Origin of the sequence: Azospirillum sp. A29 (assembly GCF_042604625.1) — a bacterium.
In the GTDB taxonomy this organism is placed as follows: domain Bacteria; phylum Pseudomonadota; class Alphaproteobacteria; order Azospirillales; family Azospirillaceae; genus Azospirillum; species Azospirillum palustre.
This window is the reverse complement of record NZ_CP170460.1, coordinates 148,838-160,957: the sequence shown is the minus strand read 5'-3', so window position 1 is coordinate 160,957 and position 12,120 is coordinate 148,838. Positions and strand designations below refer to the sequence as shown.

The following is a 12,120-nucleotide window of genomic DNA, read 5'->3' as shown; positions in this document are numbered from 1 at the left end:
CCTCAACCCCGCTTGGGCGCCGCCGCCCCGAGCGAGACGAAGTCGAGGCGGAACACCGAGCCGCGCGGGTGCAGGTCATAGCCCTCGACGTAATCGCGCCGTGCCGCCAGCAGGTCGAAGAAGACGGGGATGACCGACGGCACCTCGTCATGCATCAGCTGCTGCGCCTTGGCGTAGAGGGCGGCGCGCTCGGACTCGTCGGTCTTGGCCCGCGCCTCGGCGACCAGGGCGTCAAAGTCCTTGTTGTTCCAGCGCGTCTCGTTCCAGGCGGCGTCGGAGGTGTAGAGCAGCGAGAAGACCGCGTCGGCGGTCGCCTGCATGTTGTAGAAGCCGACGTAGAAATTGCCCTTCTTCCACACCTGATCCAGGTAGGTGGCGTGCGGCATGGTCTGCACCTGGATGCGGAAGCCGGCGGGCTTCGCCATCTCGCGGATGGCGACCGCCAGTTCGGTGCGGGTGCCCGGCTTGTCCGACGCAATCATGGTCAGGTCGACGCCGTTCGGATAGCCGGCCTCGGCCAGCAGCTTCTTCGCCTGGGCGAGGTCGGCCTTGCGCAGCGGCTGCTCGCGGTGGAAGCGGTAGGCCGGGCTGATCGGCGTGTCGTTGCCGGGGGTGCCGTAGCCGCCGGCGACGAAGCCGACCATCGCCTCGCGGTCGACGGAGAGCGCCAGCGCCTTGCGGACGCGCGGGTCGGAGAAGGGCTTCTGGTCGCAGCCCATGTTGACGTTCAGGAACTGGCCCGACGGCACGCGCAGCGCCTTGACGCCGGAGGACTTCTCCAGCCGCTGGTACTCGCCGGGAGCGGTGCCCAGCATCAGGTCGATGTCGCCGGAGATCAGCGCCGAAGCCTCGGCGGTGCGGTCGGGATAGACCAGCACCTCGACCCGGTCGAGATAGGGGCGCGACGGGTCGTAATAGGCGGGATTGCGCTCCACCACGATCTTGCGGTCGGGTTCGAAGGAGACCAGCTTGAACGGCCCGGTGCCGACCGCGCTGCGCGACAGGCTGTCGAGGTCGGTCTCGATCACCTTGGCCGGGACGATGCGGGCGTTGGTGTAGGCCAGCGCCACCGGCAGGTCGGCGTAGGGCGAGGTCAGGCGGAACAGCACCGTCCGCTCGTCCTTGGCCGTCACCTCTTTGATCGGGCCGACATTGGTGCGGCCCGGCGAGGCGGTCTTGGGATCGAGGATGGCGGTGAAGGTGGCGACCACGTCGGCGGCGGTGCAGGGCGAGCCGTCATGGAAGGTCAGGCCCGGCCGCAGGACGAAGGTCCATTCGGTCAGTGTCTGGTCGGGCGACCAGGATAGGGCGAGGTCCGGCTCCACCTTCATGCCGGCGGCGAGCCGCGTCAGGCCGGAATAGAGCAGCTCCGCCACCAGATATTCAGGATTCACGCGGGTGCGCAGCGGGTGGATGACGCTGGCGGCCTGATCGACCGAGATGCGCAGGACGCCGCCGCGGCGCGCGGCGGTCTGCTGGGCGAAGGCCGGCAAAGCGCCCAGCAGGTTAAAGGCGGGCAGGGCGCCGAGGCCGGCGGTCCCGGCGAGGAAGCGGCGGCGGGTCACGGAACTCATCGGTCGGACTCCTTCTGCGGGCCGCGGCCTGGGGTCGGCACGGCGTTCGGATCGGTGTTTTCGGGAATAAGGTCGGGGGCAAAGCCGGCGGTCAGATAGGCCAGCACGCTCTGCGCCAATGCGACGATGTCGGCGACGGTGGTGTGTTCGTCGGGGGAATGGACGTTGCTCTCGGGCCGGCCGAGCCCGGTCAACAGCACCTCCTGCATGCCGGTGCGCTGGACCCAGCCGAAGTCGGAGCAGCTGGCTGCCCCCCAGGCGCGGAACTCGTCCGGGCGGTAGCCGAAGCCGGCCGACAGCGCCGCCTGCCAGCGTGGCCAGTGCGGCCCGGTCGGATCGCCGGTCGGGGCGAGGTGGCCGACCAGCTGGATATCCACCGCGATGTCGGGGCTCGCGGCCATCGCGCGGGCGACGGCCGTTTCGATCTCCGCCCGCGCCTCCTCATAATCCTCTTCCGGCGCATAGCGGCGGCAGACCAGGATCTCGAACAGCGAGGGGACCTGCCCGCCGCAGATGCCGCCATGGGCGGCGGCGATATCGAGCCGGGCGGCCAGCGGACCGGAGGCGGTCGGCGGCGGCGGCAGGGCCGAGGTCCGTTGCGCCACCACCGGCTTGAGGTCGGTCAGAGCCTGGAGCAACGGCAGCGCCGCCTCGATGGCGTTGACGCCGGAGCCGGAGCGGTTGCCCTCGCCGGCATGGACGGTGTGGCCGTGCAGCCGGATCTGCAGGTTGAACAGGCCGAAGCAGCCCGCCCAGATGCGCGGCGCGGCGCTGCCGTTGAAGTTCAGGATATGCCCCTTCAGCAGCCCCTGTTCGGCAAGGTAGCGCACGCCGGGATAGAGCCCGCCCTCCTCGTCGGTGCAGAACAGCAGCATCGGGTCGTAGGCCAGCGGCAGGCGGCAGGCCTCGGCGGCGCGCAACGCCAGCAGCACGGCGGCAATGGTTCCCTTCATGTCGGCGGTGCCCAGCCCGTAGAGCCGGTCGCCCTCGCGAGTCAGGCGGAGCGGGTCCTTGTCCCAGCCGGCGGCGGCGGGCACGGTGTCGACATGGAAATACAGCCCGAGAACCGGCTTGCCCGTCTCGCGTTCGCCGATGAGATTGGTGCGCCGGCCGGACGCCGGTCCTCCGGGCACCCGCCACAGTGCGTCGGGAACGACGACCCGGCTGGAACGGAAGCCCAGCGGGGCGATCAGCTCATCCATCAGGTCGGCGAAGGCGTCGTAGCCGGCACCGGGAGGAAAGGACGTGTCGACAGCGATCATGCGGGCGAGATCGGCCAGGGCGGGTTCCGCCGAGCACGCGATCCAGGCCATCGCCGCATCGAGGGAGTCGTCGCCGGTGGGCTGGCCGCTTCCGTGCCGATTGTCCATGACAGGCTCGCTGTTTTCTATATTCTATAAAGAAATGTGACCGGCGCACAAATCTTTGTCAATCGTCAAGATTCGAGCAATTTCTGGCAATTTTTGAGGCGGCAGTGAACAAAAAGACGGCAAACATGGCGGGTGACCTGCCGATCCCGCTCTACGAACACGTCAAGCGCCGCATGGCGGAAGCCATTCTGCTCGGCGAATGGCCGCCCGGCATGGTGCTGCCGGGTGAGGTCGCGCTTGCCGCCGATTATGGGGTTGCGGTGGGAACGATGCGCCGTGCGCTGGCCGATCTGACCGCGGACGGCATGCTGATGCGACGGCGCAAGACCGGGACGGTGGTCACCGGACGCACGCCGCAGCACAGCCTGCGCTTCTTCTTCCAATATTACCGCCTGCATGGCGATGCCGGCCAACTGCTGTCGTCGGAGGCGGTGGTGACCGAGGTCGGGCAAAGCCCGGCCACCGCAGACGAGGCCGCCCTGCTGGGCGAGGCACCGGGGGAGCCGCTGATCCGCATCGCGCGGCTGCGCCGGGTGGATGGGCGGGCGGTGATGCGCTCCCGGATCGCGCTGGTGGCCCGCCGGGTGCCCGATTTCCCGCTGGAACCGTCACTGGTGCCGCAGCGGCTCTACCTCTACCTGCTCGATGTTCACGGCATCCGCATTTCCGCCGTGCGCGAGCGGGTCTCGGCCGGGCTCGCCACTGCCGAGGATCGTGCCGACCTCGGCGTCCCCGACCCGACGCCGCTTCTGATCATCGACGAGGAGGCGTTCGACCAGACCGGAACCCTGACCATCGTCAGTCATCACAGGACGCTGACGGACGACCACAGATATGTGAACGAAGTGCGCTGACGGACGAGAGGCCATGGCACCGTCGACAGCGGCCGGCCGATACCCTGCGGTGCGGGGGTGCCCGATGCTTCAGATGTGCAGGTAGGTTTCCTGAATGTCGGCCGCCCGGCCCAGATCCGCGCTGGTGCCGCTCCACACCGTGCGGCCCTTCTCGATCACCGCGCAGGCGTCGGCGAGGCGCAGCACCGCCGACAGGTTCTTGTCGACCAGAAGGATGGACTGGCCTTCGCGCTTCAGCGTCTCCAGCACCGTCCAGATTTCGGCGCGGATCACCGGGGCCAGCCCTTCGGTCGCCTCGTCCAGAATCAGCAGGCGCGGGTTGGTCATCAGCGCCCGCCCAATTGCCAACATCTGCTGCTCGCCGCCCGACAGGCGATTGCCCAGATTGCGGCGGCGTTCGCGCAGGCGTGGGAATAGCTCCCACACCGCCTCCAGCGTCCAGCGCGCAGTTCCGTCGCCGCGGGTGGCGGCAGTGGCGACGAGGTTTTCCTCCACCGTCAGGGTCGGGAAGATCTGGCGACCTTCCGGGACCAGCCCCACCCCCAGCCGCGCCACCCGGTGCGGCGGCATGCGGCCGATGCCTTGGCCGTCGAAGCTGACAGCGCCGCCCCAGCGCGGAATCAGCCCCATCACGGCGGAGATGGTGGTGGTCTTGCCCATGCCGTTGCGCCCCATCAGCGCCAGCACCTGCCCGGCCTCGATGGAGAGCGACACGTCGAACAGCACCTGGCTCTGGCCGTAACCCGCCGTGAGGTTGTCGATCTTCAGCATCACGCCAGCGCGTCCTCTCCAAGATAGGCGGTGCGGACCTCGGGGTGACCGCGGATCTCGTCCACCGTGCCAGTGACGATGACGCGGCCATAGACCAGGACGGAGATGCGGTCGGCCAGGGCGAACACCGCCTGCATGTCATGCTCGACCAGCAGGATGCCGTAGCGGCTGCGCAGCTCGCGCAGGATGCCGATCAGCCGCTCGGTCTCCTCCGGCCCGGCCCCTGCCAGCGGCTCGTCGAGCAGCAGCAGGCGGGGGTTCATCGCGATGGCGATTGCGAGTTCGAGCTGGCGCTTCTCGCCATGCGAGAGGGCGGCGGCGGTGCGGTCGGCGACCCGGCCCAGCCCGACGGTGTCGAGCGCCGCGTGGGCCTCCGCGTTCAGCGCGGCCTCGCCGGCCACCGGGCGCAGGAAGCGGAAGGAGGAGCCGCTGCGGGCCTGCACCGCCAGCGCGACGTTCTCCAGCGCGGTGAAGCCCGGCACGATGGTGGTGATCTGGAAGCTGCGGGCCAGCCCCAGCCGGGCGCGGCGTTCGAACGGCAGGGCGGTCACGTCCTGGCCGGCGAAGCGGATGGTTCCGCGGTCCGGACGCAGGGTGCCGCTGATCTGGTGGATCAGCGTGGTCTTGCCTGCCCCGTTCGGGCCGATCACCGCATGGATCTCGTCCGGCAGGACGGTCAGCGACACGTCGGAGGTCACGGTTAGCGCGCCGAAATTCTTGCTCAGGCCGTGCAGTTCCAGCAACGGATCAGGCATCGGCATTCCTCCGCTTGGGCGAGGCGAACCGGAAGGCGGCACGCAGGCGCAGCGGCGCGCCGATCAGCCCGTCCGGCAGGAACAGCACCGACAGCACCAGCAGCGGCCCGAACACCAGCCGCCAGTAGACCAGCAGGTGCGACAGCGTTTCCTCCAGCAGCACAATGGCGAGCGCCCCCAGGATCGCGCCGCCGAGCTGGCCGACGCCGCCGAGGATGACCATGAACAGCAGTTCCCCCGACCGCGTCCAGGACAGCAGGGCAGGGGACACGAACTCCGTCGCGTTGGACAGCAAGGCGCCCGACAGGCCGCCGACCGCCCCCGCCATCACATAGGCGACCAGACGGTAGGGGTAGGGCTGGAAACCCACCGCCAGCGCCCGTTGCGGATTCTCCCGCGCCGCCCGCAGCACCCGGCCGAACCGGCTACCCAGCAGCAGGGTTCCGCCCACCCACACCAGGGCCAGCAGGCCCAGGCACAGGAAATGGAAGGTCAGCCGGTTGTCGAGGATCCGGCTTCCCAGCCACTCGGTGCGGGCATAGAGCGTGTAGCCGTCGTCGCCGCCCAGGCTGGAGAAGGAGGAGGTGGTGAAGAAGGCCATCTGGCCGAAGGCCAGCGTGATCATGATGAAATGCACGCCGCTGGTGCGCAGCGACACCGCTCCCGTCACGAGCGCGTAGGCGGCCGCCGCGGCGATGGCGGCGGGGAAGACGATCAGCCCCTCGCTGACCCCGGCGGCGTCGAAGGCGACCACGGCATAGGCGCCGATCCCCATCGTCGCGGCGTGCCCCAGGCTGACCAGCCCGGCGCCGCCGACCAGCAGCGACAGGCTGACCGCCGCCATGCCCAGGATCATCGCGCGCGCCAGCAGGCTGAGCGCGAAGCCGTCGCCGAAGCCGAGGAAGGGGGCCGCCGCCAGCGCCAGCAGCGTGACCAGGGCCAGCGCATGTTTGCGGAGGGTCTTGTGGAACGGGGCCGTCATGCCGAACGTCCCCCCGGGAAAAGCCCGGCCGGACGGAAGAAGAGGATGGCGGCCATGACGATGTAGACCAGCATGGAGGCCAGCGCCGCCCCGGTCTGCCGGGCCGACGACGGGTCGAGCAGCAGCCGCAGCAGGTCGGGCAGCATCGCCCGCCCGACCGTGTCGAGCAGCCCGACCAGCAATGCTGCGATGAAGGCGCCGCGGATGGAGCCGACGCCGCCGATGACGATCACCACGAAGCACAGGATCAGCACGGTGTCGCCCATGCCCGGCGCCACCGGGAAGATCGGGCTGGCCAGCGCCCCGGCGAACCCCGCCAGCATGGCGCCGAAGGCGAAGACGACAGTGAACAGGCGGCGGATGTCCACCCCCAGCGCCGACACCATGGCGGGATGGGTCGCCCCCGCCCGCACCAGCATGCCGGCCCGCGTCCGCTCCACCAGGAACCACAGCAGCAGCGGCACCACGATGCCGACGCCGATGATGACCAGCCGGTAGGTCGGGTAGAGCAGCCCAGGCACGATCTCCACCCCGCCCATCGGGCCGCCGGTCAGCCAGGACGGCTCCAGCACGGTCTGCGGGGCGCTGCCCCACAGCGCCCGCGTCGCCTCCTCCACCGTCAGGATCACGCCGAAGGTGGCGAGCACCTGACTCAGATGGTCGCGGCGGTAGAGATGGCGGAACACCAGCCATTCCAGCGCCAGCCCGACCAGCAGCGCCACCGGCAGAGCCAGCAGGGCCCCCAACCAGAAGCTGCCGGTCCACACCCCCAGCGTGGCGGCGACATAGGCCCCCAGCATGTATTGGACGCCATGGGCCAGATTGATCAGGTCCATGACGCCGAACACCAGACTGAGTCCGGCCGCCACCAGGAACAACAGCACCCCGAACTGCAGGCCGTTGAGGGCCTGCACCAGAAGCATGGACATCGCGAAAGCCCCCCGTCAGCCCGTCCCGCCCGTCACCCCATCTTGCAGGAGGCGGCGTAGCCGTCGGCGTCGGCGCTTAGCACCTTGCGCACGGTTTCCGTCTGGAACTTGCCGTCGGCACGCTTGGCGACCTTGCACAGCCAGAAATCCTGGATCGGGAAATGGTTGGCCCCCAGCCGCAGCGCGCCCCGGACCGACGGGAAGTCGCCGGCCTCCAGCGCCGTGCGCAGTGCCGCCTTATTAGCGACGTCGCCGTTGGTCCGGCGGATCGCCGCGTCCAGCATGTGGGCGGCGTCATAGGCGTGGGCGGCGAAGTTCGACGGGACATAGCCGTAGGCCGCTTCGAACTCCTGCACGAAGCGGCGGCTGTGCGGATTGTCGAAGTTGGGCGCCCAGGTGGCGGCGGTGTAGAAGTCGAGAGCCGACTCGCCCTGGGCCGGCAGGGTCGATTCGTCGACGGTGAAGGTGGACAGGAAGGGGATGTTGGCGAGCCCGGCCTGCCGGTACTGCCGCACCAGATTGACCCCCAGCGCGCCCGGCATGAAGGTGAAGATGGCGTCCGGCTTGGCTGCGGCGATCTTGGTGACCTCGGTCGAGAAGTCGAGCTGGCTCAGCGGCACATAGATCTCGTCGACCACCTCGCCCTTGTAGCGGCTGCGGAAGCCGGCCACCGCGTCCTTGCCGGCCTGATAGTTCGGCACCAGGATGAACACGCGCTTGTAACCCAGATCCTGCGCCGCCTGCCCCATGGTCGCGTGCGGCTGGTCGTTCTGGTAGGCGCTGCTGAACAGGAAGGGGCTGCATCCCTTGCCGGCAAGGGTGGAGGGGCCGGCGTTGGCGGTGATGAGGAAGGTGTTGCTCTCCGTCACTGGGCGGACGATGGCCTGAAGCATGTTGCTGAACACGACGCCGACCACGAAATCGACCTTGTCGCGTTCGAGCGCGGCGCGGACCTTGGACACCGCCACGTCGGGCTTCAGCTCGTCGTCGATCACCAGCGTCTCGACCGCCCGGCCGCCGAGCTGGTTGTTCAGCCGTGTCACCCCCGCCAGCCAGCCGTCGCGCAGATGCGTGCCCAGCGCCGCCCCCGGACCGGACAGCGTGCCGACGAACGCCACCTTCATCGCCTGAGTCTGCGCCCGCGCGATGGACGGCGCGAACGCGAATCCCCCGGTGGCGGCGACGGTTGCGGTTGCGGCGGTCGTGGTGAGAAAGCTGCGACGGTTCATTGGTTGATTTCCCTGTTCTTGATGTGTCGGAAGCATACCCTCGCAGTCCGGCTTTTGGCATCCGTGTCTGTGCGGTGCGCCGGTTGTCCGTGGTGGGAGGCGAACTGTCCAGATCCGAAATCCGGTTCTTCCGAACCGGACCGGACTGTCTGGAAGGACGCCTGATGGCGGCGATGGCCTAAGTCCGGCGGGCGGATGCTTCGCCCCGGTCAGCGCACCTTCATGCCGACACTGAAAAGAACGCGGCGGGAAACCGTTCCAACTGTCCCTTGGCGGAAGGGACAGCGGGTTGGGAGGCTACCGTCCGGCCTCCTCCGCCAGAACGGGGCGGGCTCCGATCTGGTTCATCCAGCCGAACCAGTCCTCGAGATGCCAGGTGTGGGTCAGCTTGCCGTCGGCGATTCGGTGGAACTCATGGATCGCCACCCGGAAGGACCGGCCGGTCGGTGCGATCCCGAACCAGTCGCCGCTGTGGGTTCCGGTCATCACCGCCCGCACGGCGGCGCGGCCGGGCGCACCGATGATGTCCAGGACCTCGATTTTGGTGTCCGGGAACGCGGCGAGAAATCCGCGAATCAGCGGCTTCATTCCCTCACGGCCCGGCTGCTGTCCGGGATTGAGGGGAATGTCCTGCCAATCCTCGGTCACTGCCTCGTCGAGAAGATCCGGGTTGCCTTCGCTGAAAGCGCGGTAGAGCGTCTCGACGGCGCGGAGTTCCTGCGGCGTGAGCCCGGTTCCGGTCACTGTGTCGTCCTTCGGTGCCATGGGGCTTTTCCTTTCATGGATGCGATGAAGGGACGCTACCCGATGGCCGGACATGCTTGAAATCGATCTTCGATATATGGAAACATCCATGTTATGGATTTGCATGGCATCGATCTGAACCTGCTCGTCGCCTTCGATGCCCTGATGGCCGAGCGCAGCGTGACACGGGCCGGGGCCCGCATCGGCCGCACCCAACCGGCCATGAGCGCCGCGCTTGCCCGTCTGCGCGGACTGTTGAAGGACGAGTTGTTCGTCCGCGGGCCGAATGGGTTGCAACCGACCCCGCTTGCGCTCGACCTGGCTCAACCGATCGGCCGGGCTCTGACCGAACTCCAGCAGGCATTGGCGTTCACGCAGAGCTTCGACCCGTCGACCTCCACCGCCAGCTTTACCCTGGGCCTGTCGGACCACCCGACCTTTGCCCTGCTGCCGGCCCTGCTGGAAATCCTGCGCGAACAGGCGCCGGGCGTCACCCTGCGCATCCGCAACTTCATCGCACGGGACGATGCCATCGGCATGCTGGACTCCGGCGAGGTCGATCTGACGGTCGGTGTGCCGCCGACCGCCACCGGAAGGATTCTCAGCCGCATCCTGTTCGAGGAGCGCTTCGTCTGCGTCGTCCGCAGGGGGCATCCGACCGTGCGCCCACCGCTCGAACTGAGCGGCTTCCTGGGGCAGTCGCACCTTCTGGTGTCGCCGGAGAATGAAAGCTACGGGGTGGTCGATGCGGCCCTGGCCAAGCAGGGATTGAAGCGCCGGCTGGCCCTGACGCTGCCGCAACTCTATGCCGCTCCGGCCCTGGTGGCGCAAACGGACCTGATCGCCACCCTGATGGAAGGCGTGGTCGCCGCCTCGGGCCATGCGGAGCGGCTTTGCATCATGCCGGCCCCGCTCGACCTTCCGCCGATCCACTTCGCCCTGTCCTGGCACCGCCGCAACGACGTCCACCCGGCACAGTGGTGGTTCCGCGACCTGCTGGCGTCGGTTCCGCACCGCGCCGGACTTCGCACCCCCGCCGGTCCGGCCGCCTGATGCGGCAGTGAACCTGTTCGGCGAGGTCGGTTCAGGTGCCCGCCGCTTCCGACTTGAGCAGGCTGACGATGGCGTCGGCGATCATCCGCTTGTGCCGGGTGCGCGTGTCGGTGGCGGCGAGATTCTGATGGAAGATCAGGTTGAAGGTGTGGCGGTTCGATACCCGGAAGAAACAGAAGGCGCTGATCATCAGATGCAGATCGATGGGCTGGACGTCGGCCTTGAACACACCCGCCGCCCGGCCGCGCTCCAGAATGCGGGCCAGCGTATCGATGACCGTGATGTTCAAATTGGCGATGGCCTTTGACTTCTTCATGTGTTCGGCGCGGTGGATGTTCTCGATGCTGACCAGCCGGATGAAGTCCTCGTGCTGCTCCTGATAGTCGAAGGTGAAATCGATCAGGGCGCGGATCGCCGCTTCCGGGTCCAGATTCTGGAGGTTCAGCCGGTTTTCGATGGCGCGGATGTCGCCATAGACCTTCTCCAGAACGGCAAGATACAGCTCCTCCTTGCCGCCGAAGTAATAATAGATCATGCGCTTGGTGGTGCGGGTGCGTGCGGCGATGGCATCGACCCGGCCGCCGCTGAAGCCCAGCGAGGCGAACTCCTCCGTCGCCACCTCAAGAATGTCCTGGCGGGTGCCTTCCGGATCGTTCTTGCGGCTCGGCTTGGCTTTTGGAGTTGTTCCGGTCGCGTCGTCCGCCGTCATGCCCTGTTCCATTTTCATGCGGCGCTGGGAGCGCCTTCAACGGAGGTAATGGACGAACATGATAAAAAGCTCAATGCCGGAGTGGTGGAGCGTGCGGACACGCTCCACCTTGAACTCACCGGTCAGTTCGAGGCGCGCTTCTTTTCGATGGTGGCATAGGCCTGGGTGACCAGTGCATCGCCGATCTCGGCCTTGTACTTGTCGACCACCGGCTTGACTTTCTCGCGAATCTTGCCGAGTTCGTCGGCCGGCAGTTCGTCGATGGTCATGCCCTTCGCCTTCAGCGACGCCAGCGCATCGGCCTCCTGCTCGCGCGAGAGCTTGCGCTGGAAGACGGTGGCTTCGGCCGCAGCGCTCTGGAACAAGGCCTTTTCATCGGAAGTCAGCGTGTCCCAGAACTTCTTGGAGATGATCAGCGACTGCGGATTGTAGATGTGCCGCGTGATCGTCATGTATTTCTGGACTTCGTTGAACTTGGTCAGTTCGATGGTCTTGGCCGGGTTCTCCTGCCCGTCGACGGTGCCGGTCTCAAGCGCGCTGTAGAGTTCGGGGAAGGCCAGCGGTACCGGGTTGGCACCCAGCGCCTTGAAGATGTCGATGTAGATCGGTGTCTGGATGACGCGGATCTTCAGGCCGGCGATGTCGGCGGCGGTCTTCACAGGCCGGCGGTTGTTGGTCAGGTTGCGGAACCCGAGGTCCCAGAAACCGAGCCCGACCAGACCCTTTTCCGGCAGCTTCGCCATCAGCTGCTCGCCCACCGGACCGTCCAGCAGGGCGTCGGCCTCGGTCGCGCTGTTGAACAGGAAGGGCAGGTCGACCAGCGCGAATTCCTTGGCCTGGGACACCAGGATGCCGGCATTCATCACCGACATCTCGACGATGCCGCCCTGCAGCGCCGAAACGGTCTGCACGTCGCCGCCCAGCGTGCCGCCGGGGAACAGCTTCACCTTGATCTTGCCGCCGCTCTTCGCCTCGACGATGTCGGCGAACTTCTGCGCGCCCTGGCCCTGCGGGTGCTCCTTGACGTTCTGGAAGGCGAATTTGACCGAACGGTCCTTGTACTCCGCGGCGGCGGCACCGGCGAACAGCAGGCCGGGCAACAGCAGGCCGGCGAGCAGGGAGTTCATGTGCGTCTTCATTGGTTTCCTCC

At 67.7% G+C, this 12,120-nt stretch carries 12 protein-coding genes; 2 read left to right on the top strand and 10 right to left on the bottom strand.

The window, feature by feature from the left end; all coding sequences use genetic code 11:
• Positions 1 to 2: 2 nt before the first annotated feature.
• Both ABNQ38_RS00650 and ABNQ38_RS00645 read right to left on the bottom strand, forming a co-directional pair.
• Positions 3 to 1,574 (bottom strand): ABC transporter substrate-binding protein, encoded by a 1,572-nt coding sequence (locus ABNQ38_RS00650; RefSeq protein ID WP_377805176.1) that lies wholly within the window; start codon positions 1,572 to 1,574, stop codon positions 3 to 5.
• Positions 1,571 to 2,944, bottom strand: a complete 1,374-nt coding sequence (locus ABNQ38_RS00645) for a M20 family metallopeptidase (protein WP_377805175.1) — start codon at positions 2,942 to 2,944, stop codon at positions 1,571 to 1,573. Before ABNQ38_RS00645 ends, ABNQ38_RS00650 begins: the two co-directional genes overlap by 4 nt.
• A gap of 125 nt (positions 2,945 to 3,069) precedes the next feature.
• On the opposite strand from ABNQ38_RS00645, the gene ABNQ38_RS00640 reads away from it, so the two are divergent.
• Entirely contained in the window at positions 3,070 to 3,798 is a 729-nt protein-coding gene (locus ABNQ38_RS00640) for a GntR family transcriptional regulator (protein ID WP_377805174.1), read from the top strand.
• Between the two features lie 69 nt (positions 3,799 to 3,867).
• Here ABNQ38_RS00640 and ABNQ38_RS00635 read toward each other — a convergent pair whose 3' ends face one another.
• The 6 genes from ABNQ38_RS00635 to ABNQ38_RS00610 all read right to left on the bottom strand — a co-directional run bounded on the left by ABNQ38_RS00635 (position 3,868) and on the right by ABNQ38_RS00610 (position 9,229).
• Entirely contained in the window at positions 3,868 to 4,569 is a 702-nt protein-coding gene (locus tag ABNQ38_RS00635; protein WP_377805173.1) for an ABC transporter ATP-binding protein, read from the bottom strand.
• The gene (locus tag ABNQ38_RS00630; RefSeq protein WP_377805172.1) at positions 4,569 to 5,324 is read right to left on the bottom strand and encodes an ABC transporter ATP-binding protein; all 756 of its coding nucleotides are present in this window, start codon (positions 5,322 to 5,324) and stop codon (positions 4,569 to 4,571) included. The genes ABNQ38_RS00635 and ABNQ38_RS00630 overlap by 1 nt, the downstream gene beginning before the upstream one ends.
• Positions 5,317 to 6,306, bottom strand: a complete 990-nt coding sequence (locus ABNQ38_RS00625; RefSeq protein ID WP_377805171.1) for a branched-chain amino acid ABC transporter permease — start codon at positions 6,304 to 6,306, stop codon at positions 5,317 to 5,319. The genes ABNQ38_RS00630 and ABNQ38_RS00625 overlap by 8 nt, the downstream gene beginning before the upstream one ends.
• On the bottom strand, positions 6,303 to 7,235 hold the full coding sequence (locus ABNQ38_RS00620; protein ID WP_377805170.1) for a branched-chain amino acid ABC transporter permease: 933 nt from the start codon (positions 7,233 to 7,235) through the stop codon (positions 6,303 to 6,305). Before ABNQ38_RS00620 ends, ABNQ38_RS00625 begins: the two co-directional genes overlap by 4 nt.
• Positions 7,236 to 7,267: 32 nt before the next feature.
• Entirely contained in the window at positions 7,268 to 8,464 is a 1,197-nt protein-coding gene (locus ABNQ38_RS00615; protein ID WP_377805169.1) for an ABC transporter substrate-binding protein, read from the bottom strand.
• Positions 8,465 to 8,761: 297 nt separating this feature from the next.
• Complete coding sequence (locus ABNQ38_RS00610) at positions 8,762 to 9,229, bottom strand: ester cyclase (RefSeq protein WP_377805168.1); 468 nt, start codon at positions 9,227 to 9,229, stop codon at positions 8,762 to 8,764.
• A gap of 93 nt (positions 9,230 to 9,322) precedes the next feature.
• On the opposite strand from ABNQ38_RS00610, the gene ABNQ38_RS00605 reads away from it, so the two are divergent.
• On the top strand, positions 9,323 to 10,261 hold the full coding sequence (locus ABNQ38_RS00605) for a LysR family transcriptional regulator (protein WP_377805167.1): 939 nt from the start codon (positions 9,323 to 9,325) through the stop codon (positions 10,259 to 10,261).
• A gap of 31 nt (positions 10,262 to 10,292) precedes the next feature.
• Here ABNQ38_RS00605 and ABNQ38_RS00600 read toward each other — a convergent pair whose 3' ends face one another.
• Entirely contained in the window at positions 10,293 to 10,970 is a 678-nt protein-coding gene (locus tag ABNQ38_RS00600; protein WP_377805166.1) for a TetR/AcrR family transcriptional regulator, read from the bottom strand.
• Between the two features lie 122 nt (positions 10,971 to 11,092).
• Positions 11,093 to 12,109: a TRAP transporter substrate-binding protein gene (locus ABNQ38_RS00595; RefSeq protein WP_377805165.1), complete on the bottom strand. Its 1,017-nt coding sequence runs from the start codon at positions 12,107 to 12,109 to the stop codon at positions 11,093 to 11,095.
• Positions 12,110 to 12,120 lie beyond the last annotated feature (11 nt).